Annotated in this window: 21 protein-coding genes; 16 read left to right on the plus strand and 5 right to left on the minus strand. The window is 72.0% G+C overall.

Features of this window, described 5'->3' with window-relative positions; genetic code table 11:
* Nucleotides 1-401: 401 nt before the first annotated feature.
* From I003_RS0123775 to I003_RS33010, 5 genes are all read left to right on the plus strand, one after another.
* The gene (locus I003_RS0123775; protein ID WP_106966333.1) at nucleotides 402-1,418 is read left to right on the plus strand and encodes a formylglycine-generating enzyme family protein; all 1,017 of its coding nucleotides are present in this window, start codon (nucleotides 402-404) and stop codon (nucleotides 1,416-1,418) included.
* Nucleotides 1,419-1,600: 182 nt separating this feature from the next.
* A complete protein-coding gene (locus I003_RS0123780; RefSeq protein WP_027773803.1) occupies nucleotides 1,601-3,367 on the plus strand; it encodes a sulfatase in 1,767 nt (588 codons plus the stop codon).
* A gap of 159 nt (nucleotides 3,368-3,526) precedes the next feature.
* Nucleotides 3,527-5,539 carry a sulfatase gene (locus I003_RS0123785; RefSeq protein WP_051368420.1) on the plus strand — a complete coding sequence of 671 codons (2,013 nt, stop codon included), beginning with the start codon at nucleotides 3,527-3,529 and terminating at the stop codon, nucleotides 5,537-5,539.
* Nucleotides 5,540-5,600: 61 nt separating this feature from the next.
* Nucleotides 5,601-7,448, plus strand: a complete 1,848-nt coding sequence (locus I003_RS0123790) for a sulfatase-like hydrolase/transferase (RefSeq protein ID WP_027773805.1) — start codon at nucleotides 5,601-5,603, stop codon at nucleotides 7,446-7,448.
* Between the two features lie 47 nt (nucleotides 7,449-7,495).
* Nucleotides 7,496-7,843: an SAM-dependent methyltransferase gene (locus I003_RS33010; protein ID WP_158689013.1), complete on the plus strand. Its 348-nt coding sequence runs from the start codon at nucleotides 7,496-7,498 to the stop codon at nucleotides 7,841-7,843.
* Nucleotides 7,844-8,247: 404 nt separating this feature from the next.
* On the opposite strand, the gene I003_RS0123800 is transcribed toward I003_RS33010, so the two are convergent.
* A complete protein-coding gene (locus I003_RS0123800; RefSeq protein WP_158689014.1) occupies nucleotides 8,248-8,634 on the minus strand; it encodes a hypothetical protein in 387 nt (128 codons plus the stop codon).
* A gap of 665 nt (nucleotides 8,635-9,299) precedes the next feature.
* On the opposite strand from I003_RS0123800, the gene I003_RS0123805 reads away from it, so the two are divergent.
* Nucleotides 9,300-10,187, plus strand: a complete 888-nt coding sequence (locus I003_RS0123805; RefSeq protein WP_027773808.1) for an aminoglycoside phosphotransferase family protein — start codon at nucleotides 9,300-9,302, stop codon at nucleotides 10,185-10,187.
* A 206-nt stretch (nucleotides 10,188-10,393) separates the two neighbouring features.
* Here the strand turns inward: I003_RS0123805 and I003_RS0123810 are convergent, their stop codons facing one another.
* Both I003_RS0123810 and I003_RS0123815 read right to left on the minus strand, forming a co-directional pair.
* Nucleotides 10,394-11,197: an IclR family transcriptional regulator gene (locus I003_RS0123810; protein WP_078564310.1), complete on the minus strand. Its 804-nt coding sequence runs from the start codon at nucleotides 11,195-11,197 to the stop codon at nucleotides 10,394-10,396.
* 76 nt (nucleotides 11,198-11,273) lie between these two features.
* The gene (locus tag I003_RS0123815; protein ID WP_486584353.1) at nucleotides 11,274-12,083 is read right to left on the minus strand and encodes a phosphorylase family protein; all 810 of its coding nucleotides are present in this window, start codon (nucleotides 12,081-12,083) and stop codon (nucleotides 11,274-11,276) included.
* 413 nt (nucleotides 12,084-12,496) lie between these two features.
* On the opposite strand from I003_RS0123815, the gene I003_RS0123820 reads away from it, so the two are divergent.
* The 10 genes from I003_RS0123820 (at nucleotide 12,497) to I003_RS0123865 (ending at nucleotide 21,601) form a co-directional block, all read left to right on the plus strand.
* A complete protein-coding gene (locus tag I003_RS0123820) occupies nucleotides 12,497-13,246 on the plus strand; it encodes an ABC transporter ATP-binding protein (protein WP_027773811.1) in 750 nt (249 codons plus the stop codon).
* On the plus strand, nucleotides 13,243-14,082 hold the full coding sequence (locus tag I003_RS0123825; protein WP_027773812.1) for an ABC transporter permease: 840 nt from the start codon (nucleotides 13,243-13,245) through the stop codon (nucleotides 14,080-14,082). Before I003_RS0123820 ends, I003_RS0123825 begins: the two co-directional genes overlap by 4 nt.
* 33 nt (nucleotides 14,083-14,115) lie before the next feature.
* Nucleotides 14,116-15,144 carry an ABC transporter substrate-binding protein gene (locus I003_RS0123830; protein ID WP_027773813.1) on the plus strand — a complete coding sequence of 343 codons (1,029 nt, stop codon included), beginning with the start codon at nucleotides 14,116-14,118 and terminating at the stop codon, nucleotides 15,142-15,144.
* A complete protein-coding gene (locus tag I003_RS0123835) occupies nucleotides 15,131-15,925 on the plus strand; it encodes an ABC transporter permease (RefSeq protein WP_027773814.1) in 795 nt (264 codons plus the stop codon). Before I003_RS0123830 ends, I003_RS0123835 begins: the two co-directional genes overlap by 14 nt.
* 49 nt (nucleotides 15,926-15,974) lie before the next feature.
* Nucleotides 15,975-16,952, plus strand: coding sequence for a dihydroorotate dehydrogenase (locus I003_RS0123840; protein ID WP_027773815.1), 978 nt, complete (start codon nucleotides 15,975-15,977; stop codon nucleotides 16,950-16,952).
* An 81-nt stretch (nucleotides 16,953-17,033) separates the two neighbouring features.
* Entirely contained in the window at nucleotides 17,034-17,615 is a 582-nt protein-coding gene (locus I003_RS0123845; RefSeq protein ID WP_027773816.1) for a hypothetical protein, read from the plus strand.
* On the plus strand, nucleotides 17,612-18,094 hold the full coding sequence (locus I003_RS0123850) for a hypothetical protein (RefSeq protein WP_027773817.1): 483 nt from the start codon (nucleotides 17,612-17,614) through the stop codon (nucleotides 18,092-18,094). The genes I003_RS0123845 and I003_RS0123850 overlap by 4 nt, the downstream gene beginning before the upstream one ends.
* Nucleotides 18,091-19,389: a Zn-dependent hydrolase gene (locus tag I003_RS0123855; protein WP_027773818.1), complete on the plus strand. Its 1,299-nt coding sequence runs from the start codon at nucleotides 18,091-18,093 to the stop codon at nucleotides 19,387-19,389. The genes I003_RS0123850 and I003_RS0123855 overlap by 4 nt, the downstream gene beginning before the upstream one ends.
* Complete coding sequence (locus I003_RS0123860; protein WP_027773819.1) at nucleotides 19,386-20,264, plus strand: iron-sulfur cluster-binding protein; 879 nt, start codon at nucleotides 19,386-19,388, stop codon at nucleotides 20,262-20,264. The genes I003_RS0123855 and I003_RS0123860 overlap by 4 nt, the downstream gene beginning before the upstream one ends.
* Nucleotides 20,261-21,601 (plus strand): dihydroorotase, encoded by a 1,341-nt coding sequence (locus tag I003_RS0123865; RefSeq protein WP_027773820.1) that lies wholly within the window; start codon nucleotides 20,261-20,263, stop codon nucleotides 21,599-21,601. Before I003_RS0123860 ends, I003_RS0123865 begins: the two co-directional genes overlap by 4 nt.
* A 491-nt stretch (nucleotides 21,602-22,092) precedes the next feature.
* On the opposite strand, the gene I003_RS37020 is transcribed toward I003_RS0123865, so the two are convergent.
* Nucleotides 22,093-23,886, minus strand: a complete 1,794-nt coding sequence (locus I003_RS37020; protein WP_486584354.1) for a WD40 repeat domain-containing serine/threonine protein kinase — start codon at nucleotides 23,884-23,886, stop codon at nucleotides 22,093-22,095.
* Nucleotides 23,887-24,807: 921 nt separating this feature from the next.
* Nucleotides 24,808-25,602, minus strand: a complete 795-nt coding sequence (locus tag I003_RS0123880; RefSeq protein ID WP_027773822.1) for a hypothetical protein — start codon at nucleotides 25,600-25,602, stop codon at nucleotides 24,808-24,810.
* Nucleotides 25,603-25,800: the final 198 nt, after the last annotated feature.

Below are 25,800 nucleotides of genomic sequence, written 5' to 3' on the forward strand. Positions count from 1 at the left end.
GGTAATCACCGCAGGTCGCAGGCTGAATCGGCGGCGCCAAAAGACCCGTATCGCCCCCTCCCGGAACGCGGCTCGCCCATTCCGGCGTCCGGACATCCCGTTGACCGCCCTTTCGCGGCGTGCTCGTATTTCAGGCATGAGGAATAACCGCTCAGCTCACACGGTGCTTCTGGAGCCGTTCTGGCCCGGCCGCCGTGGCAACCACTTCGACGAGATCTGTCACTGAGCCACTTCTTCCTTTCCCGCGCAGCCTGCACCCCCCTCCGCGGGCGACGACCCTGAGCTGCCGCCCCTGTTTTCCCGGCCCGTCACGACCGGAGCGCTCCGGTGTGACGCGTCCGGACGTGGCGGGAATCGCCGTGCCGCCGGCGGACCCGACCACCCCGACCGTGGAGTCCCCGATGTCGTGCTGCACCCCCTCCGCCACCGGAGGCCACCACTTCGGCCACGCCGCCGCCCCCGCGGGCGGTGACCGGCTCATCGCCACCATCCCCACCGGTCCGCCCGGGCCCTTCCGCCCGGCCGCCGGAGAACGCGTGACGCGGAATCAGGTGCCGGTGCCCGGCGGCACGTTCACGATGGGCGACGGCTTCGCCGAGGGCTACGCGGCCGACGGCGAGGGCCCCGTCCACCAGGTCTCCCTCGACCCGTTCCTCATCGACGCGACGACCGTCACGAACGCCGCGTTCGCCGCCTTCGTCAAGGACAGCGGGTACGTGACCGAGGCCGAACAGCTCGGCATGTCCGCCGTCTTCCACCTCTCGGTGCAGGCCGATCCCGCCGACGTGCTCGGACGCGCCACGGGAACGCCCTGGTGGCTCGTGGTCCGCGGCGCCTCCTGGCGCCGCCCCGCCGGGCCGCTCTCCTCGATCACCGCGCTGCAGAACCACCCGGTGGTCCAGGTGAGCTGGAACGACGCACAGGCGTACTGCGCCTGGGCCGGCAAGCGGCTGCCGACAGAGGCCGAGTGGGAGTACGCGGCCCGCGGCGGCCTGGAGGGCCGCCGCTTCCCGTGGGGCGACGAGCTCCGGCCCCGGGGCCAGTGGCGGTGCAACATCTTCCAGGGCACGTTCCCCACCCGCGACACCGCCGAGGACGGGCACGCGGGCACCGCGCCCGTGCGGTCGTACCGGCCCAACGGCCTCGGCCTGTGGAACACGGTCGGCAACGTCTGGGAGTGGTGCGCCGACACCTTCGCGGCCGACACCTACGCCGCGCGCGCCGGCCACGCCCCCGTGCACGACCCGCGCGGCCCGCTGCACGACCCGGGCCCCACGGCCCGCCGGGTCATGCGGGGCGGTTCGTTCCTGTGCCACGACTCCTACTGCTACCGCTACCGGGTCGCCGCCCGCAGCGGCAACACGGCCGAGTCGGCGGCGGCGAACATCGGCTTCCGCTGCGCCAACGACGCCGGCTGACGCCCGCGCCGCGCTCGTCCCGTCCCGCACCCCCGCGTCCCGCGCCCTCGCCTCCCGTACACCCGCCCCGCACCTGCCCACCCGAACCCGCCACGTCCGGGCCCCGCCGCGCCCCGGCCCGTCATCCATGCGTGCCGCACCCGCACCCCGACCGCACCCGATCCCACCGGAGGAACCTCCCGATGACCAAGACGACGACCGCGAGGAAGAGATCCGCACAGCTCGGACTGCTCGCCCTCCCCGCGATCCTCACCCTGACCACGCTCGGCGCCGCCCCCGCCGCCGACGCCGGCCCGCCCGGCGGCGACTCCGCACCCGGGGGACCCGGAGGCCAGAGGCCCAACATCGTCTACGTCCTCGCCGACGACTTCGGCTGGACGAACCTCAGCACCGGCCTGACCAACGGCGGCAACGCGAACGACTACTACGAAACCCCCGCGCTGGAGCGGATCGCCCAGGAGGGCGTGGCCTTCGACAACGCCTACACCGCGGTCAACTGCACCCCGACACGCAACGCCCTGCTCACCGGGCTCCACGCACCCCGCCCGCAGAACAACGTCTACCTCGTCGGCAACCTCAACCGCGGCGGCGACGACACCCTGCTGTACGGCCCGCCCCAGGGCCGCGAAGACGGCTCCAACGCCCTGGACCCCGCGGCCGTCACCGTCGGCGAACGCCTCCAGGGCGCCGGCTACCGCACCGGGTACATCGGAAAGTTCCACGTGACCCGCAGCGGCGCGGACGTCACCTCGCTGCACGGCTTCGACGAGAACCTCGGCGGCACCGGCGCGGGCGCACCCGGGGCCTACCACGCCGCCGACGGTGAGTTCGTGCAGAACGTCGGGCCCGAACTGGACGCGTACGCCGCCGACTACACCCGGGAGTACGTGGACGAGAACATCCGGCCCTACAGCCAGGGCGTCGACCCGGCCGACCTGGACGCGCTGGTCGGTACGGACAAGCACGTCTCCGACGCGCTGGCGGACGCCACCATCGACTTCATCGACCGCGCCGGCGAGGACGGCGGCGACCCCTTCTTCGCGTTCCTCAGCACCTATGCCGTCCACACCCCGGTCGGCGACCGGCAGGCCCGCGCCGACCTGCTGGCCAAGTACCGGGCGAAGGAGCCGGGCACGGGTCCGTCCGTCCCGGCGTACGGCGCCCTCACCGAGGGTCTCGACCAGAGCGTCGCCCGCGTGGTGGACCACCTGGAGACCACCCCCGACCCGGACAACCCCGGCCACCCGCTGGCCGACAACACCGTTCTGGTCTTCCTGGGGGACAACGGCGGCGTGGAGCGGTTCACCGACAACGGCCCGCTCCGCGGGAGCAAGGGCGAGTTGCGCGAGGGCGGCATCCGCGTCCCGCTCATCGCCTGGAGCGCCAACCCCGAGCTGGTGGACGGCGGCCGGGTCGACCACACCCCCGTCTACGCGACCGACCACCACGCCACGATCGCCTCGCTCGCCGGGGCCCGCATCCCCCGCCACCAGCCCCTCGACGGGCTCGACCTGAGCGGCCTGTTCAAGGACCCCGGCGCCCGGCTGCACCGCGACGCCCTCTACTGGCACCTGCCCGGATACCTCATCGACGAGCACCGGGACCAGCGCCCGCAGTCGGTGATCCGCTCCGGCCGCTGGAAGCTCACCTACTCCTACGAGGACCGCTCCTGGGAGCTGTACGACCTGCAGAAGGACATCGGGGAGGCGCACGACCTCGCCGCGGAGCGGCCCGAGCTGGCAGGGCGGCTGGGGCGCGACCTGATCCGCTGGCTCGACGACCTCGACGCGCCGCTGGCGACCCTCCGCGAGGGCCGCGACCCGCTGGAGTTCACCGTCTCCGGCACCGCCTACGCCGACGGCGAGGTCACCCGGCACCGCGGCGAGACCCTCGTGGTCCGGCCGGGTGAGGAGGTGCCGCTGGTGCTCCCGTCTGCGGACCGCCCCTGACGTAGGGCGCCGCTACCGCCCCCGTCACCACCCCCGGACCCGGGTCCCCGGACCCGGGTCCCCGGACCCGGGTTCCGGCCCTCTGCTCCCCGGCCGCCCCGCCGCACCGCACCGCGGTGGGGCGGCCCGTCCCGCGCACCACCCCCCGGAGGTACCACCATGCCCAGACCAGCCCCGACCCTGACCCGGCGCGGATTCGTCGGCGGCGCCGCGGGCGCCGCCGCCGCGGGTCTCGCCGCCGCCCCCGGCGTCGCGGCGGACACCCGCTCCACGGCGGCCGGCGCCCCCGGGCGCCGCCCCGCCAACGTCGTCTTCGTCTCCATCGACGACCTCGGCTGGGACGAGATCGGCGCGTACGGCAACACGTTCAACGAGACGCCCCACATCGACCGGCTGGCCCGCGAGGGCGTCCGCTTCACCCAGGCGTACGCCGCCGCCCCCCTGTGCTCCCCGACCCGCGCCGCGCTCGTGACCGGCCTCTACCCGGCCCGCACCGGCATCACCGACTTCCTGCGGGGCGAGAACGCCGCGAGCGACAAGCACCTGCCGACCGCGTTCCGTACGGTCCCCGACGTGCTCCGCCCGCACGGCTACACCACCGGCCTGATCGGCAAGTGGCACCTCACCGAGACCTACAGCGGCCCGTACGCGGAACGCCCCGGCAACCCGTACGCCCACGGCTTCGACGAGGTGATCGCCTCCGAGCAGCGGTACATCGGCGACGGCGACTACTTCCACCCCTACGCCCACATGCCCGACCTCCCGGCCCGCGAGCCCGGCGAGTACCTCACCGACCGGCTCGCCGACGAGGCGGTCGACTTCCTCACCCGCCACCGCGACGAGCCGTTCTTCCTGCACGTCTCCAACTACGCCGTGCACACCGCGCTCGACGCCAAGCCCGAACTCGTCGCCAAGTACCAGGCGAAGCCCGGCGCCGGCACCGCGCCCAACCGCCCCGTGCTGGCCGCCATGCTGGAGAGCATCGACGAGCAGGTGGGCCGCATCGCCGGCACCCTCGCCGCGCTCGGCCTCGACCGCGACACCCTGCTCCTGGTGACCTCCGACAACGGCGGACCCAACCGCGAGGCCAACAAACCGCTGCGCGGCGGCAAGGGCGAGCTGTACGAGGGCGGCATCCGTGTCCCGCTGATCGCCCACTGGCCGGGCCGGGTGCGCGCCGGACGGGTCGAGGACGCGCCGGTCAGCACCATCGACGTGCTGCCCACCGCCCTGGAGCTGGCGGGCGGCAGTCCCGGGCGCCGGCGCTTCGACGGCGTCAGCCTCGCCCCGCTGCTGACCCGCTCGGCGCCGCTCAGGCGCGAGGAGCTGTACTGGGTCTATCCGCACTTCATCGGTGCCACCCACCCGCACGCCGCGGTGCGCTCGGGCCGGCACAAGCTGGTGCGGTACCTGCGCGACGGCCGCGAGGAGCTGTACGACCTCGCCCGCGACCCGGGCGAGACCACCGACCTCTCCGCGCGCCGGCCCGGCCGGGTGCGCGCGCTGGGCGCCCGGCTCGACAGGCACCTGGCGGAGGTCGGTCTCCTGCCCGCCCCGCCGGGCCGCGCGGCGTACCCCGTCGCCGAGCTGGAGGAGACGTTCGACGGCGACCTGGCGCGGTGGGACGTCCTGAACGTGACCGCGCACACGGGTGACGTCCACCTGGCCGACGGGCAGCTCGCCGTCAGCACCCAGGAGATGACGCACCTGGTGTTCCGGTCCGACGTGACGCCCGGCTCCGCGGAGGCGGCGGCCGTTCTGACCCCGGGCACCTTCGCCGGGGCCGGCACGCAGGACACCGTGTTCGTCGGCGTCGCCCGGGACGCGGACAACTACCTCCTCTTCCGCTACCACAACGGCCTGCGCCGTGTCGGCTGGGACCTGCGCGTGGACGGCAAACTGATCACGGCGGGCGCCGAGCCGGTGCACAACCTCGACGGCAGCGTGGACCTCACCGGCCCCGGCGCCCGCTACGCCTTCGTGCTCCGCGGCACCAGGGCCACCGCCTTCGCCGACCAGGGCGGCGGCTGGGAGTTCCTGTTCACCGCCGACACCGGCGGCGCGCTCGACCTGAGCGACCCGTCGGTGCGCCGGCAGTATCGCTGGGCGGCAGGCGTACGCCTCGACGACGGCACCCTCACCCTCGACGGCCTCACCGCACACCGGGCCTGAGGGACACCGCGGCCCCGGGGGTGACCCCGGGGCGTCCCACCCACACCCCAGGAGTCCTCACATGCCAAGCCGCCGTCGCTTCCTCGCAGCGGCCACCTTCGGGCTCGCCGCCCTGCCGGCGTTCCCCGCCGCGCAGGCCGCCGCGCCCTCGGGCGCGACCGCCCACCCGGCCGCACCCCGCCCGCGCGCCGTGCCCGCCGCCCCCGCCGCGGACGGCGACGGCGCCGGCCGCGGCGGGCGCCGCCCGAACATCGTCCTGGTGCTGGCCGACGACCTCGGCTACGGGCAACTGGGCGCGTACGGGCAGCGGCTGATCCGCACCCCCGTGCTCGACGAGCTGGCCGCCGGGGGCCTGCGCTTCACCCAGGCGTACTCCGCCGGGCCGGTCTGCGCGCCCTCCCGCGCCTCGCTGCTGACGGGGCTGCACAGCGGCCACGCCCGGGTGCGGCGCAACGGCGACCCGCGGGGCGTCGCCCTCGGCGACGACGACACCACCTTCGCCGAGGTGCTGCGCGCCCGCGGGTACCGGACGGGCCTGTTCGGCAAGTGGGGCTTCGGTCCGCAGCGCGCCGACCAGCCGAGCCACCCCAACTGGCGCGGCTTCGAGGAGTTCTTCGGCTATATCACCCACCGGCACGCCCACGAGTACTTCCCGGAGTACCTGTGGCACAACGGCGAGCGGGTCCCCTTGCCGGAGAACGCCGGCGGGCGGAAGGGCACGTACGCCGTCGACCTGATCGAGGAGCACGCCACCGCGTTCGTCGACGCGCACGCCGACGAGCCGTTCCTGCTGCTGCTCACCCCGAACGTTCCGCACGCGCCGAGCGACATCCCCGCGTACGACGACTACGCCGACCGGCCGTGGCCGGAAGCGGACAGGAAGCACGCCGCCCAGGTGACCCGCCTCGACACCCTCGTCGGCTCCGTCATCGCCGCCCTGCGGCGGCACGGCGTCGAACAGGACACCCTGCTGCTCGTCAGCAGCGACAACGGCCCCCACGAGGAGGGCGGCGTCGACCCCGACCTCTTCGACGCGGCCGGCCCGTTCAAGGGCTACAAGCGGAACCTCTACGAGGGCGGCGTCCGCGTCCCGCTCATCGCCTCGTGGCCCGGCACCCTGCGGCCCGCCGTGACGGACCGCGTCACCCCGCTGACCGACGTCCTGCCGACCGTGGCGGAGCTGGCTGACGCCCCCGCGCCGCGCGACATCGACGGCCTGTCGGTGGCACCCCTCCTCGCGCGGCGCCCGCGTCCCGCGCCCGCGCACGGGCACCTCTACTGGCAGCGCCTCGACGGCCACCGGACCTCCCGGGCCGACGCCGCCGACCGCGGGCGGCTCGGCCGGCTCGCCGAGGCCGTGCGCCGCGACGACTGGAAGGCGGTGCGGTTCGCCCCCGCGACCGACCGCTCCGCGCCCGACGAGCAGTGGGAGTTCGAGCTCTACGACCTGGCGGCCGACCCCGGGGAGACCACCGACGTACACGCCGAGCACCCCGGGGTGGTGGCCGGGCTCACCGCGCTGCTGCGCGAGTCCTGGGTGGAGACGTACCGGCGCGAGGGCTTCGGCGTCCGCGTGGCGGCGCCGGAGCCGGCCCGGCCGGGGGAGCCGGTCGCCGTCACGGCCACGTTCACCAACGCCTCGGCGCACGCCTGGGACGGCCCACGGCTCGGGCTCACCGCCCCCGCCGGCTGGCGGATCCGGCGCACCACGCCGGCCGGCCGGGGGCGGCTGGCACCGGGGGAGTCGTACGAGACCCGCTGGGAGGTGACGCCGCCCCCGGACGCCGGCGACGCCCCCGCCGTGCTCGTGGCCCGGGCCACGGCCCGCCACCACGGCGGCCCCCTCCGCTTCGACGCCAGAACCCCCGTGGCACCACCCGCCCCGGCCACCGCGGCCGAAGCCGCGTGACCGGCGCCCGGCGCCCCGTCGCCGCCCCCGGGGCGCCGGGGCGCCACATGCGATGCCCGCGAGCCGGGGAGCGGCCGGGAACCGCCTCGGCCGGCCGTAGGCCGGAGACGGCCAACAGCCGCGCCCGCGACCCGGAGGCGATCCTCGCCGCCGCCTCCCGCACGCTGGACTTCACGCGCCCCGTCGGGCTGATGATGCTGGGAGACCCGGGCAGCATCTGGGACGACGAGGAGGCGTACGCGATCCGCGACCGGCTGGTCGAGGCGCTGGCGCCGGGCAGTTGCCTGGTCTTCGAGGACGGCACCAACGCGATCAACCGCGAAGCCGCGGACGCCGCCGAGAAACCCGCGCCGAAGGCGGAGACCCGTACCGGCTGCGGGACCGCGAGCAGATGACCCAATTCCTCACCGGCCTGGAAGTGCTGCACCCGGCTTGGTCTCGGTATCGCGCCGGCGCCCCGAAGACAGCCGCTGGGCACCGCCGGACGAGGTCAACGCCTTCTGCGCGGTCGCGCGCAAGAGCTGACGCCCGCCCGCTCCCGCGGCGCGTCTGCCGGGCACAGCCGGCCGATGACGAGCCCCCGCCGAGCCGGTCCCGCTCCTGCGCGGACCCCGGCACCTGCCTACCCCCCTCAGCCCTCGGTGGCGAACTCCACCACCTCGGCTCGGCCTTCGACGCCGCCCGCCTGAACCGCGTGCACGACGCCCTGCGCGACCCCGCCACCCGGCAGCTACGGCCGGGTGCCTCGTGGATCGGCCGTCCCCGCCTGCCGAGGGACGAACAAGGGAATGACGACCCGTCAGTCCAGGCCCGCATAGATCCACTGAAAGGTGGACCGGCAGGACAAGGAGTCGGCGCGCCGCGCGGTGAGCCGGACGAACCGGCCCCCGCGCGCCACACCGCCGGTGACCTCCTGGTCTCCGGTGCCCGCGGTGATCGTGCCCTTGGCGACGGGCTTGCCGTCCGCCAGCAGCGACCAGTCCACCACGGCCGGGCAGTCCCGGACCTCTTGCTGCTCCTCGATGAACGTCCCTGCCTCCAGGCGGAACCAGCCTCGCCATTCCGTCCGGTCGTCGAGGTCTTCGCGTGTGAACCGCGTCCGGACGACGCCGGATGCGGGGATGTCCCATTCGAAGCCGGTCGGCGGGCAGGGGCCGGAGTCGGAGAAGCACACGGACTGCTTCATTTCCACGGGCGTATCGCCGGAGGCGTAATCCAGCCCCTCGGTGGGGTCCGATGCAACGGTGAAGTAGGCGAGGAGCGCGCACAGAGCCAGGACAAGGACCACACAGCCGGTCCCGGACGACCCGCCGTAGTGATACGGACCGCTATGCCCGGACACGTGCCCTCCCTCGGTCGTGCTGCCGTTGCTGACATGCAAGGGGGCACGCCTATGCGAACCGAACACTCACGAGAACTCCCCGAATCCGCTTTTCGGTCCGGCCCTCTTCTCGGCAGCAGGAATGGCAATCTGCCACCGGAGTACTACAGACTCCCCGGCGGCCATGGCGAACTCCCGGGCCCGCCAGTGGCAAGCGTGACGATCGCCGTGATGAGGAGCGCAAGAAGGAACGACCACAAGACGATCGCGAAGAGCTTTCCCCTCACCGCCCCTCCCGCTGCTACCTCCCGCTCCGTACGTGCAACACCTGATGCTACAGCCGCACTTCAAAGGATGCGCCCGGCCCGGGGGAGCCGTCCGGAAGCGGAAAGGGCGCCTTGTGACCAGTCGCAGGGCGCGGGCTGAGCAGCCTGATCCGCCGATCGCGGTGAGCTTCACGATCACGCTCGCAGAGGGTGGTGTGGACGATGACCGGCGAACCCGTGCGATCACGGGACTACGTTGGCGGTATGAGCCTCGAAGTCCCCGACCAGGTCCGCCGGACGGCCCTCGCCGACGGAAACGAATCCTGGCTGCACGAACTGCCGGGCGTGGTCGACTCGCTGGCCCGGGAGTGGTCTTTGGTGATCGGGTCCGGCATCGCGGGCGGTCACGCCGCCCTGGTCGTCGAGGTGACGCTTGCCGACGGAACTCCGGCCGTCCTCAAAATCGGTGTGCCAGGTCGGGACATCGGACCAGAGGCCATCGCGCTGCGCCTGGCGAACGGCGAGGGATGCGCGAAGCTGTGGGGCGAAGACCCGGATCGACAGGCCCTTCTGCTGGAGCGCCTCGGGGCCCCGATGCACGACACCCTCGCCGACCCCGCAAGCCGCCACAACTTGCTGTGTGACGTGGCGCTTCGCCTGTGGCGTCCGATCGGTCCCGACGCCGGCCTTCCCACCGGCGCGACGTTGGCCGAGCAGTACGCCGACCGGCTGCCGGAACTATGGGAGCAGGCGGGGCGTCCGTGTTCACCGGCCACCGTGGCGGACGCGCTGCATTGCATGGATCGCCGTCGCCTTGCCCACGACGATCGGTCCGCGGTTCTGGTCCACGGCGACATCCACGAGAGGAACGCCCTGCAGGCGACCGACGGCAGCTACAAGCTCATCGACCCGGCCGGGCTGCGGGCCGAACCGGCATGTGATCTCGGCACCATCGTCCGCTGCACCCCGGACCTCGGCGATGACCTCTGGGCACGGACTCAGCGACTTGCGTCTCGCACCGGCGTGGATGCCACCGCCATCTGGGAATGGCGAACCATCCACCGAGTCGTCAGCGGCGTCTACGCCTGCAGCATCGGCTTCCAGCCCTTCGGCGATCTGCTGCTGACCGAAGCGGACCGCCTCACGGCGTAGTCCCGCTTGGTCGTTCACCATAGACCTCAAAGCCGTGACGAAGATCGGCAAGCAGATGAGCGACGGATACCGGAGAAGATCATCACGTACTCATGGAACCGCAACCGGCGGCCTTCGTCGCCGACAACGTGTGAGACGGGAAAAGAACCCGCAGCCGTCGGTCGCCGGGTATGGGCTGCCCCCGCCTCGAAGGGTGGTCGCCGGTGCTATCCGGCGGGTTCGGGTGAGGAGCGATGCCGGGCGGGGGAGGCGGCGCCGGTGTAGCCCTGTTCCAACGAGAGTGCGCGGGCGGCCCGCAGGGCGGTCTCGGTGGCGCGGGTGCGGGCCAGGGGGTCCCGCACCCGCTGGCCCGCGGCGGCGAGGGTGATGCTGGACGTGGCCTGGCCGGTGGACCGGAACACGGGGGCGGACACTGCCCAGACGTCGTCGTCCAGTTCGTTCTCGCACACGTCGAAACCCTGCATCCGGACCTGGGCGAGATGGGCGGTCACCTGCTCCTCCGTGTGCGGGGTGTCCGCGGTGTAGGCCGTCAGCTCCTGTGCACGCAGCACCATGGCGACGGTCTCGGGAGTCTGGTACGCGAGGATGCTGCGTGCCGAGGCCGCCGCGTGCGGCGGCATGACCTGGCCCACCCGGACGAACAGGCGCAGCGGGTGCACACCCTCGACCAGGGCCACGCAGAGCAGGCGGGTGCCGGTCAGTTCGGTGAGGAATACGGTCTCGCCGCATTCCTTGGCGGCGTCCTGCATGGGGCGCGGTGGGCTGACCGCCGTGCCCTGGGAGGCGATGGCCATCGTGGACAGCTCGGTGAAGGCGGGTCCGAGGAAGTAGCGGCGGTTGCTGGGGGAGCGGGTGACGTAGCGTTCTTCGACGAGCGCGGCCATCACCCGGTGCAGGCTGCCTATCGGGATGCCCAGCTCTTCGTGTAGCTGTTGCAACGACATACCGCGCACGTGGGCCGCGATGACTCGCAGGACGCGCAGCGTTCTGGTGTAACTGTCGGTACTCAGCGGTCTGTCCGTTCGTTGAGGCCAAAGGACTGCCGGGCGGGGACAGCGGGACCGTACTGAGGCGCTGGCCACCTGTTCATGTCGTGACCGCGGTGCCCGCCGGGGGAGGGTCCTCGTCCGAGAGTAGCGCCGCGGCGCGCACCGCCACTTTCAGCATGGCGAGTTGAGCAGGGCGGTAGTCCTCCAGCCAGTCGTCGGTGGCGCGGTTGGCGTGCGCGACCAGAACGGCGCCTGCTCGCAGGCCGAGGGCCGCGGCCACGGCCAGCACCGTCTCGGTCTCCATCTCCAGTCCGTCGACGCCCAGTCCGCGCAGGACGCCCATCCTCGCGGCCGCGCGTTCTTCGTGTCCCGGAAGCGGTCGTCCCTGCCCGAGGTAGTACGAGTCGACCGTGGCGAGGGTGATCTCCGTGAGCGGTTCGTCCAGGTCGCGTGCCGCACGCCGGACGGCGGTCAGGACGGCTGGATGGGCCGCTGGTCCGGCCGCGTCGGCGGGATAGTGCGAGGCGGCGCCGCTGCCCGGCACCGCCCGGGTGGCCGAGCAGAGGGTGCCGGGGGCTATGCGGCTGGTCAGGGCGCCCATGCCGCCGGTGCGCAGCACGCTCCTGACTCCGAGCCGGGCGAGTTCGACGACGGCGATCTCGGTGGAAGGTCCTCCGATGCCGGTCGAGCAGACCGCGATTCGCCGGCCGCCGGGTGCGCGGCCGGTACCGATCCTGAACTCCCGGTTCTGGCCGAGGACGTGGAAGCCGTCGAGCACCTCGGCGGCCAGGTCGACTCGCGCGGGGTCTCCCGGGAGCAGGCAGACCGGTGGGAGGGCTTCTGCGGCGCCGACCGGGAGATGGGGCGGTGCCCCCCTGTGCCATGGATCCTGCGCGCTTCTCGCCATCGGCGACAACCTCCGTATGAGTCCCTAGGTTCCATATATGGAAACACCATGTCGCGGGAGCGTAACTTTTCGCCGTCCGGATCGCGGCTCGCGTGGCCGTCCGTGCCGCGAGAGATCGAGTGCACGTCACGGTATACACCGAATTGACGACCAGATCCAGGGCTTGACTGTCGCCGGGAAAGGGTCCAACCTCTGAACAACATTCTTGGAGGCATGTTTTCCAGATACGGAAGTCGTGCTGCGATGCCGTGCCGGTGGTTCGGAACGATGCCGCTGAGCTCCGTACGGACACCGAGCCGCCGTGACGATGAGGAGGGCTTCATGCCACACCGCTCCATACGCGCCGCTCACGGGCGTCACCGTGGCGCGTACGCCCCGGGCCCCGGACGTGCGCCTTCGGGAGTGAGGGCCGCATGAACCCCCTTCTGTCGGTGCAAGGTGTCCACAAGGCCTACGCCGCTGCCAAGCGCTCGAAGGTGGTGGCTCTGGAGGACGTCGACCTGGAGGTGGGCGAGGGCGAGATCGTCGCGCTCATCGGCCCCTCGGGGTGCGGCAAGTCGACACTGCTGAGGATGATGGCCGGCCTGGACACGGACTTCGAAGGCGACCTGACCTGGAGCGTTCAACCGCGTCCGGGCAAGGACATCGGCTTCGTCTTCCAGGAACCCGCGCTGCTTCCCTGGCGCACGGTGAGGCGCAACGTCTCCCTGGGGCTGGAGGCGCAGCGCGACACCTCGCAGCAGGGGCGCGACCGGGTGTCGGAGCTGCTCGACCTGGTCGGTCTCACCGACTTCGCCGAGTCGTTCCCCAAGGAGCTGTCCGGGGGTATGCGCCAGCGCACCGCCATCGCCCGGGCCTTGGCCTACAGCCCCCGGATCCTTCTCATGGACGAGCCCTTCGGGGCGCTGGACGCGATCACCAGGGACCGGCTCCACGACGACCTGCTGCGTATCTGGGAGTCGACCCACAAGACCATCGTTCTGGTCACCCACAGTGTCGAGGAGGCCACCTACCTCGCCGACCGGGTGGCCGTGATGTCGGCGCGGCCGGGGCGTATCAAGGCCGTGCACACCGTGCCTCTCCCGCGTGAGCGCACCCCCGAGACGAGGCAGCTCCCCGAGTTCGCGATGTTCGCCGGCATGCTCCGCCGGGAGCTGGCGTGAGCAGGGACACACTCACGCGCCGGGGCCGCCCCGAGCGAGCCGTGAAACGTCCCGCCGCGTCCGGGCTCCGCGACAGCGCCCTCCTCGGCGCGGTCGTACGGGTCCTGACGCCGGCCGCCTACGTGGCAGCGGTGCTGGCCGCCTGGAGCGCCTACGTCGCGCTGGCCGACGTACCGTCCTATCTGCTGCCCGCTCCCGGTGAGGTGCTGGACGGCGGGCTGAACCTGGTACGCGACGGCACGCTGTGGCCCAACCTCACGTACACCCTGCGCAACATCGTGCTGGGCTTCGTCGGCGGGTCTCTGATCGGGATCGCCCTGGGCTGGGCCCTGTGGGCCTCCCGCACCGTCCGGGAGATCCTCGCGCCCTACATGGTGCTGCTCCAGGCGGCTCCCAAGATCGCCGTCGCACCGCTGCTGGTGCTCTGGTTCGGGCTCAGCCCGACGTCGCAGTACGGGCTCATCCTGCTGCTGGTCTTCTTCCCGATGGCCATGGCCACGATGCTCGGGCTGAAGGATGTGCCCGCGGACATCAGCTCCCTGGGCCGGCTGCTGCACCTGTCCCGGTGGCAGTACCTGTGGAAGATCCAGCTCCCCGCCGCCCTGCCCGCGCTGCTGGCCGGCGCCAAGATCGCCGTCATCGACGCGATGACCGGCGCGTTCCTGGCGGAGTACCTCGCCTCCGAACGCGGCCTGGGCTACCTCATGGTGCTCGGTAACACCTCCAGTGACACCCCCCTGCTGATGGCCGCAGTCCTCATCACGGTCGCGGTCGGGCTCCTCGGTTTCGGTCTTGTCTCCCTGGCCGAACGCAGGCTCCTGCGCGGACGCCGCTGAGTTCTCCCTCCCTCTTCGCCCTAAGGAAAGATCATGAACAGAAGGCCCCTGAAGCTGGCCGGTATCCCCGCCCTCGTGGCCGCCGCGGCACTCCTCGCCGCCTGCAGCCCCGGCTCCTCCGATTCGACGCAGACGTCGTCCGACGGCAGCAAGAAGGTCACCATCCAGATCGACGGCGCCGCGGTGCCGTACTACGCCCCGCTGTACGAGGCCAAGGAGCAGGGCTACTTCGCCGACGCCGGCCTGGACGTCGAGTTCACCTACGCCCAGGGCTCCGACATCGTGAAGAACGTGGCATCGGGCAACGTCGACTTCGGCTTCCCGAACGGCGACTCGGTCGTCACCGCGTACGGCAAGGGCATCAAGACCAAGGTCGTGCACACCACGTACCAGGAGGGCATCGGCGCCCTGCTGTCGCAGCCTTCGGCGGACATCACGTCCCCGGCCGACCTCAAGGGCAAGACCGTCGCCGTCACCGACCTCGGCAGCCCGAACTACATCCAGCTCCAGGCGATGCTGGAGAGCGCCGGACTGGAGCTGTCCGACGTGAAGGTCCGCACCCTGGGCACCGGCGTCATCGTCGACGCGCTGAAGAACGGGCAGGTCGACGCGATCGTCTTCTCGCGCCTGCGCTACTACGCGCTCCAGTCCGCCGGGGTCGAGGTGAACCAGATCCTGAGTGACAAGTACCTGCCCTCCTTCGGCAACGTGGTCATCGCCGGCGAGGACAAGGTGAAGAACGACCCGGAGACGGTCAAGGCGTTCGACAAGGCGCTGAACAGCGGCATCGAGTACACCGTCAAGAACCCGCGCGCCGCGGTCGACATGTCGGTGAAGAAGTACGCCTCCTCCTTCAAGGGCCAGGAGGACGAGATCACCACCATCGTCGAGGACCTCTTCGCCAAGAGCCTGTGGCAGTCGGACAACACCGAGAAGAACGGCCTGGGCTCCCCGGACCTCGCGCGCTGGCAGCAGGCCATCGACTCCCAGAAGCAGTTCGAACTCCTCGACACCTCCTTCGACGCGGGTGATCTGGTGGTGAAGCCGGATGACCTCGGCTGAGACGGCCGCTCGCACCGGCCGGACGGCCGACGCCGTCCGGCCGGTGGCCATCGGCACGTTGTCCCTGCTGGCCGGCGTCGCGCTCTGGTGGCTGATCACGGCGGCGTTCGGCATACCGGCCTACAAGCTGCCGACCCCGGCGGCGGTGGCCGGCCACGCCTGGCAGCTCACCGGGGACGACGTGCTCACGGTGCACATCCAGCAGACGCTGGCCGAGGTGGTCCAGGGTGTCCTGATCGGCGCGGTGGCAGGGATCGTCCTGGCGATCCTCTTCACCCGCTGGCCGCTTGCCGAACGCTTGCTGATGCCCCTCGTCATCGTGGCGCAGGTGACCCCGAAGATCTCGATCGCCCCCTTGATCGTGCTCTGGCTGGGGCTCGGTGTCGGCTCCAAGATCGCCCTCGTGGCCCTGGTGTCGTTCTACCCCGTCATGATCAACATGGTGACGCGGCTGCGGTCCGTGCCCAGGGGGGTCGACGACCTGGCCCGCCTGCTGCGCATCGGACCGGTCGCCCGGGCCCTCAAGATCGACCTGCCGTACAGCCTGCCGGCCATCGCCGTGGGGCTGCGCCTGGGGGTTCTGCAGGCGGTGACCGCGGCGGTCATCGGCGAGTTCATCGGAGCACAGTCAGGGCTCGGCTACCTGGAGAAGCAGGCCCAGGACAACGACGACATCAAGCTGGTGATCATCTGTCTGGGGCTGCTCTGCCTCATGGCATGGGCCATGTACGCCCTCATCGGCTGGGTCGAGCGCGTGCTCACCGAGCGATTCGGCGGCTGACACCCCGCGCCCCCTCTCCCCCGATCCCCTGACGCGGAAGGCAGGCACCATGACGGAGGTTCACGACCACGATCCCGCGACGTTCGACGACCGCGACCGGCATTTCGCGGACCACGCCGCGTTCCGGACCGATCTCGCGGTCTCGCTCGGCTCCCTGCGTCTGGCCAACCCCGTGATGCCCGCGTCGGGCTGCTTCGGCCCTGAACTCGCCGCTCTCCTGCCCGTACACGAGCTCGGCGCCGTGGTCACCAAGACCCTCTTCTCGCAACGGCGTTCCGGCAACCCCTCGCACCGGCTCACCGAGAGCGCGCAGGGCATGCTGAACAGCGTGGGAATCCCCAGCCCCGGCTCGGCGGAGTTCATCCGCACGGTGCTGCCCCGCTACCGGTCGTTCGGGGTACCCGTCGTGGTGAGTGTCGGGGGCCTCACCCCGGACGAGTACCTGCGGATCACCGAGGAACTCGCCGACGCTCCCTGCGAGGCGCTGGAGGTGAACGTCTCCTGCCCGAACCTCGAGCACGGCGGGCTCACCATCGGAACGGACGCGTCGACCGTGGAGCGTGTCGTCTCCGGCGTCGTGGCGCGTACCCCGCTGCCCGTCATCGTCAAACTCACCCCGAACGTGACATCGATCGGGGACATCGCGCGCGCCTCCGAACAGGCGGGCGCCACCGCCGTGACAGTCGCCAACACCTTCCCCGGCATGGCCATCGACCTGGACGGGCGGAGCGCGGTGCTGGGCAACGGGGTGGGAGGACTGTCCGGGCCCGCGGTCCGGCCCATGGTGCTGCGCCTGGTGTGGCAGGCCGCAGCGGCCGTCGCCATACCCGTCGTGGGGTGCGGCGGCATCAGCACTGCGCGGGACGTCCTGGAGTTCGTGCTGGCCGGAGCCACCGCCGTACAGATGGGTACCGCGACGTTCACCCGCCCGTACGCCATGACCCAGGTCCTGCGGGACCTTGAGGCCCTCTGCCGCGAACTCGGCATCACCCGTCTCGCCGACGAACGCGGCACGGTGCGGACCTGACTCTCCCGTACGGCCGGACCACACCCCCCGGCGTCCCGCCGGCCTCGCGGTCACCCAAGACCGTCCCCTCCCGGAGCCCTCATGAACCTTGACCACGTCCTCCACACGGCACCTGACACCCCCCGCGCCTTCCAGAGCGCCCGGCAACGAAGCGCCGAACTGTACGCCGACATACTCGCGGTGGCGTCCACCGGCGACGGCCGGGTCGACATCGAAGCCGTCCAGTGCCGGCCGTCCATCCTGCGCCGCACCGCGGCGCTCTTCGCCGAGGTGCTCCCGCACGGAACCGACCGGTTGGTGTGCACACCCCGGGGCATCGCCGCCACCACCGCCCTGGCACTGCACACAGGGCTGCCGTTCGCGACGGTGACCGGTGCCGGGGACGACGCCCGTCTGACCGGCGAGGCCCATGCGGGCGAACACACCGTCGTCGTCATGCCGCTGACGGGCACGGCGCAGGACGCCGCGCCGCCGGTGCACGCCGCGCTGACGGCAGGGATGCGGGTCTCCTGCGTACTGAGCGTGCTCGGTCCCGGTGACAGCAGCGTGGTGGACATGCTCCTGGAGCGGTACGGAGTACGGTTCCATGCGCTCTTCCCCGCCACCCCGTCGCCGGCCCCGCCCAGACCCGCGACCGACACGAAAGAGGAGGGTCCCCGATGACCGACAACACCTCCGCGATCCTTTCCGGCGTCCGTGAGCTCGGCGCGGCCACCGACGCCTACGGCCTCACCCTGAACACCCAGGTGTCCCCGGCCGCGACCGACCTCATCGGCCGCGCCCTCGCCGACGCCGTGCGGCACCTGGAGCCGGACCGCATCTCGGTGTGGGAGAGCAGCGACGAAGCCGTGCTCGCCCACATCGTGGCCCTGGCGACGGACGCGACCGTCCTCCGGGTCACCGACGAGTCCGGCATCACCTCCGTCAGCCCGGCGGTCACCCCCGGCGACCGAGTCGTACCGCTGGCGACGGCCTGGGAGCCGCAACCCCTCCAGGTGATGCTCGGCCTGCTGCGCGGCGCCTCCGCCGAAGTGGCCGCGGTGGCCGCTGTCCTGCACACGCCGACGCTCGCAGCCGTGGACTCCCCGCCTGTGGTGTCACTGCTCTCCGAGGCGGAAGCCTCATCGGCCGGGCTCCGATGACCGCACCGACGCTCGCCGCTCTCCCGCACGCCGACGCGGACCGGCTCCAGACGTACCTGGACACCTTCGCCGGACTGTCGGAGCCCGGCAGGGGCCCCGGCATCACCCGGCTGGCCTACACCCCACTGGAGCGCCAGGCCCACGACGTCTTCGCGGCGCACATGCGTGCGCTCGGCCTGGACGTACGTACGGACACAGCCGGCAACACGCTCGCCGAACTGCCCGGCACGACCCCCGGACTGCCGGGCCTGGGCACCGGCTCCCATCTCGACAGCGTGCCGGACGCCGGCGCGTACGACGGCATAGCCGGCGTGGTCGCGGCGATGGAGGTGGCACGACTGTTCGTCTCGGCCGACATCCGGCTCACCCGGCCCGTCCGCTTCGTGGCGTTCGCCGCCGAGGAGGGAGCCCGCTTCGGACAGGCCTGCACGGGCAGCCGGATCGCCGCGGGACTGACCGGCCCGGCCGACCTGAGGACCAAGCAGGACGCCGAGGGCGTCTCGCTGGCGCAGGCCATGACAGCCGTCGGCCTCGACCCGGACGCCACCGAGACGGCCCGCTGGCGCGAAGAGGACTGGGCCGCCTTCCTGGAGCTGCACATCGAGCAGGGCTCCCTGCTGGAATCCGAGTCCGTTCCCGTCGGACTGGTCGACCTGATCTCGGGCAGTACCCGGCTGCGCCTCGACCTCACCGGACGGGCCTCGCACACCGGGGGGACCCCGATGCGGATGAGGGCCGACGCGATGGCCGCGGCGGCGGAGATCATCCTGATGATCGAGACCCTTGCCAACGACAGCCGTCATCACGGCACCCGTGCGACCGTCGGACGCATGGATGTCTCCCCCGGGTCCCTCACCACGATCGCCGGGAGCACCGAGGTGTATGTCGACGTCCGGGACGTCGACAACGACCGGCAGCGGCTGACCGCGGCGGAGATCGTCGAAAGTGCACAGCGCATCTGCTCCCGCCGCGGGATCGGGTGCGCATCCCGGCTGCTGGCCGACGCCTCTCCCGTCATCCTCCCCAGATGGCTCCGCGACACCGTCGCCGAGGCCGCGACGGAGGCCGGGATCACGCACCGGGTGATGCCCAGCGGGGCCAGCCACGACGCACAGATGATCAACCATGTGGTGCCCACCGGCATGATCTTCGTCCCCAGTCACCACGGCGGGGTCAGCCACAGTCCCGAGGAGCTGACCCTCCCGGCCGAACTCGCGGTCGGCACCGACCTCCTGGCTTCGGGTCTCCTGCGGCTCGATGCCCGGCTGTCCGCACAGGAGACCCCAGCAGCATGAACACCCTCGACACGGACGCCGTCATACCGGTCACGGACAGCGTGACACCGCTGCCCGGGTCCGGGACCGGCCGTCCCGCCGCGACCTGGCACCGTGCCCGGGTCCTCGCCTCCACGCCGCACGGACGCGGCCACCACTTCCTGCGCCTGGAAGCACCGAGTATCGCCCGGACATGCCAGGCAGGACAGTTCGTGATGCTGACCGCCGCCCGGGACGAGGACACGGGTCCCGTTCTGCCCCGCCCCATGGCCGTATACGCCCGGGACCCGCAGGCCGGCACCATCGACATCCTGCTCGGAGTGGTCGGTGACGGCACCCGTCGCCTGGCCTCCTTCCGGCCGGGCGAGCGCATGCTGGTCGTAGGACCGCTGGGCCGGGGATTCCGGATCACCCGGGGAACGCGGCGCGTCCTTCTGGTCGGACGAGGCATCGGCACCTGTTCGCTGACCACCGTCGCCCAGGAATGCACGGGCACCGAGGTCGAGATCGTCGCCGTGGCCAGCGGCAGAAGCGCGGACCGAGTCGTAGGAGCCGACGTCTACCGGGCCGCCGGTGTGACACGACTGCACGAAGTCACCGACGACACCGGCAGCAGCGAGGTCACCCGCCTCCGGGACATGCTGACCGCAGACCTCGATCAGGCCCCTCCCCAGCAGATCATGACGTGCGGATCGGAGCGGCTGGCCCGGCTCTGCGAAGAACTCGGCCGACGCTGGGCGGCGGACGTCCAGGTATCGCTGGAAGCCCACATGGCCTGCGGCCTCGGCTACTGCCACGGCTGCGCCACCGGCACCAGGAGCGGCCCCGAGGAGTCCCCGCTGATCTGCGCGGACGGACCGGTCTTCCGCCTCACCCACCCGGACACGGACAGGTGAACGGCCCCCGGGCCGCCGGCTCCGCGGGCACGACGATCCTGCGGGGGGTCCGCCCCCTCGGCGGCGCACCCCGGGACGTGACCGTACGGGGCAGCCGGATCGCCGCCGTGACGGCCCCCGGCAGCGGGGACGGCACCGGCCCCGCGCACGTGACGACAGCCGACTGCGACGGGCTGATCATGCTGCCGGCCCTGGTGGACCTCCATACCCACCTGCGTGAACCCGGTGACACCGCCGCGGAGACCATCGCCAGCGGCACGAGGGCGGCGGCGCACGGCGGGTACTCCGACGTGCTCGCCATGGCCAACTGCATGCCGGTGACCGACACCCCCGAGCGGGTACGGCACCTCATCGAGCGGGCGGCGCGCACGGCATCCTGCCGGGTGCACCCGGTGGGAGCCGTCACCGACGGGCTCGCCGGCCGCCGGCTCGCACCCCTCGACGCCATGGCGGCGGCCGGCGCCCCGATGTTCTCCGACGACGGGGTGTGCGTCGACGACCCCGGGCTCCTGCTGCGGGCGCTGGAGGCGGCCCGCCGCACCGGAACCCTCGTCGCCCAGCACGCCCAGTGCCCCCGTCTCGTGCAGGGAGGCCAGGTCAACGCCGGCGCGGCGGCACAGGCCACCGGCCTGCCGCCCTGGCCGGCGACGGGCGAGGAAACGATCGTCGCGCGGGACGTGGTACTCGCCGGGGCCACCGGCGGACGCCTGCACATCTGTCACGTCTCCACGGCGGGGACCGTCGACATCGTCAGGTGGGCCAAGTCGCGCGGCTGGCCCGTCACAGCCGAAGTGACCCCCCACCATCTGCTGCTCACCGATCTCATGACCCGCGAAGCCGGCCCTCTGTACAAGGTGAACCCGCCCCTGCGCAGCGCCGAGGACGTGGCGGCGCTGCGCGCGGCCCTGCGTGACGGAACCATCGACGCCGTCGCCACCGACCACGCTCCGCACACCGCGTCGAGCAAGGACAACCACTGGTGCGAGGCGCCCTTCGGCATGCTGGGCCTGGAGACCGCGCTCCCCGTGGTCGCGGAGGCCCTGGGCGCCGGGGGCGCCCCGGACTGGGGCCTCGTGGCCACGGTGATGTCCACACGCCCCGCCCGCATCGCGGGGCTGGCCGACATGGCGGGCCGCCCGCCGGTCGCGGGGGAGCACGCGACGTTCACCCTGGTGGACCCCCGGGCCGACTGGCGGGTGGACCGGACCGAATCGGCCAGCGCGTCGGACAACACCCCGTTTCACGGCATGACGTTCCGCCATCGCGTCGTCGCCACCATGGTCGAGGGTCGGGTCACCGCCGACATCGACGGCAGACTGGCGGCGAGGCCGGCGTGACGTCCTGAACGACCTGCTGCACGGCCCACCCCCGGAAGACCGTGGGCCGTCCTGATCAGTTGTCCACCGAGGACACCCTCACGCTGATCCACGACCTCCCGCGGGGCTGCCCGCGGGTATTCCCACCACCTCTCCCCGCAGGCCCTGGTCGCCTCCTGCCGTGTTCCCACGTTGCTCCGCGCCTCACTCGCGCGACATGCCGCGACGGCTCTGGGACGCTGCGGGCCTGGCCCTGGCACATGGACACGAACGATCGTGCTGACACTCGATGGGTGGACGATGAGTTTCACACTTGAGGGGCCGGCTCCGTGACTCTGCGATCTCCTCCATCACCGCGGCGGAGCGGCCGGAGTGCCGGGCAGGACTCGAACGGCGCCTCGCACGCGCTCTGGCACGGATGCCCGATCCACCCCCGAGGCGACCGTCCGCGGTGTGACCGGGGAAGGGGGCGGTCACCCTGAACGGCCCGCACGGCGGCGGCCGGTGGCGGGTCAGTGCGTGCGGTGCCGGAGGCGGGGGGAGAGCTGGAAGTACATCGAGCCGGTGGTGTGTGTGTTCAGGGGCTCACCGAAAGGCCGCCCGGTCGCGGCGTCCAGGAGTCGGACCGTTCCCTCCTCGCTGATCTCCACCGCCAGCAGCGGGCCGTCGGACGATCCCGCCACGGCCATGCCCCCGTTGGCCGGGGCGGTGAAGGGCGGACGGGCGAGCTGTCCGGTCGCCGTGTCCCACACCAGTGTCGTGTCGTCTTCGCTGTTCGCGGCCACCAGGGAGCCGTCCGCGGAGAACGCCGCCTCCCAGGTGACGTTGGTGTGGCCGGTCAGGGGGGTACCCACGGCCTGGCCGGTGGCCGGGTCCCAGAGCCGTACCGTCCAGTCTCTGCTGCACGTGGCGATGAGACGGCCGTCGGGGGAGAACGCCAGCCGTAGCACCGCGTCGGTGTGGCCGGTCATCGGTTCGCCGAGGGGCTCGCCGGTGACGGGGTCCCACAGCCGTACCGTGCCGTCCACGCTGCTCGTGGCGAGAAGCCGTCCGTCGGGCGAGAAGTCCACCCCCGCCACGCAGTTGGTGTGGCCGGTCAGGGGGTCGCCGACGGGCTCGCCGGTGGCCGTGTCCCACAGCCGTACCGTCGCGTCCAGGCCGCTCGTGGCGAGAAGGCGGCCGTCGGGGGAGAACGCCACATCCTCCACCGTGCCGCTGTGGCCCGTGAGCGGTTCACAGACGAGCAGCCCGCTGGCCGTGTCCCACAACCGCGCCGTTTCGTCCGTGCTGCCGGTCGCGAGAAGCCGGCCGTCGGGGGAGAACGCCATCCGGAACGCCGAGCCGGTGTGGCCGGCCAGCGGCTGGGTGACGGGCCTGCCGGTGGCGGGGTCCCACAGCCGCACCGTACCGCTGGTGCCGAGGCTGGTGGCGAAAAGGAACTCGCCGGGCGCGGGCGCGGCGGAGAGGTCCGGCTCGGTGGGCGGAGGGAAGCCGCGGGAGTGTGCGGACCCCCCGGACTCGGACGCGGTGTCCAGTCGCCGCAGTATCCGCGCGAGGGCGGCGGCGTCTCCGTACCGCCGGCGGGGCTCCTTGTGCAGGAGCGAGCGTACGAGTTCGTCCCAGTCGTCGGGGATTCCGGCCCGTATCGCACTGGGGGCGGGCGCCTCCTGAGTGAGGTGCGCGGAGAGGTAGCCCATGGAGTCGGGAGCCTCGAACGGCAGGCGGCCCGTGAGCAGTTCGAAGAGGAGGCAGCCGAGGGCGTAGAGGTCGCTGCGCGGTTCGGGCATTCCGCGGGCCTGCTCCGGAGCCATGTACTGCGGTGTGCCGACGATGAGGCCGGTCCGGGTGAGGCGGTCCGCGGTCACGCTGCCGTCGGCCGCGCGCGCGATGCCGAAGTCGAGGACCTTCACGCTGCCGGAGGGCGTGATGAAGATGTTGGAGGGCTTCACGTCCCGGTGCATGATCCCGTTGGCGTGCGCGTCGGCGAGCGCGTCACATATCTGCGCCCCCCACCGCGCGGCCTCCCCGAGAGTGACGGCACGCCGCGCCAGCTTCGCGTCCAGACCTTCGCCCCGGACCAGCTCCATCACCAGGAACGGCACCCTGTCGCCGTCGGTGTCCGCTTCGCCGAGGTCGTGCATGGTGACGATGTGGGGATGCTGCAGCCGGGCGGTTATCCGCGCTTCGCGCAGAAACCTCGCGCGGGCCTGGTCACCGCGGCTCCCACCGCCGGCGAGCAGGGAGACCAGCTTGACCGCGACGGGCCGGCCCAACGTCTCGTCCCGCGCCTCCCATACCTGCCCCATGCCCCCTTCACCCAGTTCCCGCACCAGCCGGTAACGGCCCCCAACGAGCTGGTCTCGCACGGCTCTGCCCCTCTCCCGATGCTGACGCGCCCCACAGCGCCCGAAGCCCGTCGGCTGCTGGTCCAGCAGCGGGCCACGAGCCTAGCCTGCCGTCACACACCCGCCGCCGTACGCGATCCGGGAGCCGCACCGCACGGCGGTGACCCCCGCCGCGGCATTCACCGGGGGCAGGCCCTCGCACCCACGACGTACGCGCGAGGAACGGCACGGCCCCGCGGTCCGACGGAGGCGCTGCGCGAAGAGTTCCCCACCGGAACGAAGCCGCCCCACCGGGTGGACGATGAGGCTTGCCGAGGGTGGATGCCGTCCCTGCGGAAGGTCACCTTCTGCGTGCGTCCTCCGATGCCTCCGCGATGACCACATCCAGGAGGCCGGGGAACCTGTCGTCGAATGCGGCGAACCGGAGACGGTTGAGTCGTCGCGCCCCCTCGTCCCGCTGTTCGATGACGCCCGCATTGCGCAGGACGGCGAACGGAGAAGCCCCACTCGTCGACGCCGCGGCGACGGCTTCCTGACCACTTCACTCGCGGTCCCGGTCCGCATCGTGATGGAAACCGCGAAAGTGCCCTGCGCGCAGGGACGATGAGGCTGTCTCAGGTCTCTGAGCGGAAGCGCTGCCACCGGCGAGCACCGGTCGCGACGCCTGCGGCCCCCCGTCGGCAGCATGCACCAGGCCGTAACCCGGAGGAATGTCCTCCTGATCGCGGGGAGGCGGCTCGTCGAGGAAGCGCTCAGGAGAGACACTCGGGCGGCGGAGCAGGGCCTTTGTGTGTGCGGCGGATCCGGAGGACGAGCTCACCCGACGCTGGGAGTGGTGCGGGTACAGGACTGCTCGCTGGCCGGTGCGGCCGGAGGCGGGGGTCAGGGGCGCGGGTACGCCTCGCGCCACCCTTGCCGGAGGACGCGGCCCACTGCCCGGTCAAGCATGGCTCTGCCCTCCCCGGGCTCCCACCAGAAGGACCAGTGGACGTGGATGTCCATGTGGATGAACTCGTCGTACCCCGCCCCGTCGGGGTACTCCGTGCCCCAGGACCTGGTCAGCCTCAGCATGAACGGATCCCACGCACCGAGTCCCGGGGCGGACACCCACAGGTGGCCGTCTGCACGCTCGATGGGGATCCGCGGGCATCCCCCGTTGTCGTCATCGTCGATGCGCAGCTCCCCTCCCTCCAGGTGCCGGTCGGGTTCGGGCAGCCGGGCCCAGGTGTGGTTGACGAGCAGCTCCTCCCACGCCAGGTGATCGCCGTCGGGAACAGGGCCCGGGTCGTCAAGGGCGCGGTCGACGGCGGCGAGCATCTCCGGTTCGCCCAGTGTCTCCGCCACCGTGACCTGCGCATCCACGTACGCCGAGCTGACCCTGGACGGGGCCTGGCGAGTCTTCACGAACCAGTTCCACCACGGCGGCCGCCCGCTGCAGAAGACGCCGTACTCGTCGTCCAGCCACTGATTGGTCACGTCGAACGACATGGGCCTGATCAGCCCCTCGCAGAGCGCGGACATCGCCCGGACCGCGCAGTGGGCGGTCGTGCGCTCCAACTCGACCGGATCCCGCCGTGGCGCGGCATCCCACCGGAACCCGCGCTCCAGCACGATCACCCTGCCACTCTTGAAGATGTAGTGCTCGGTCCGCTCCGGAAGCCTCCCGCCCTCGGCCAAGTCCCCGCCTCCCGCTCATTCGTCACGGCACCGATGGCTAGCTGCCCCACACCATGTTGGCCAGGGCCACGCACAACACGAGGACGATCCCCATGTTCTGGGCAGCCTTAACGGGGCAGGGCCATGTCCTCCCAGAGCGTTTTCGGCGATGGCGTGCATGAGGCGTGCGTCCAGGCGGAGCGTGATGGTGCGGCCCGT

Source organism: Streptomyces sp. CNQ329, from assembly GCF_000482585.1.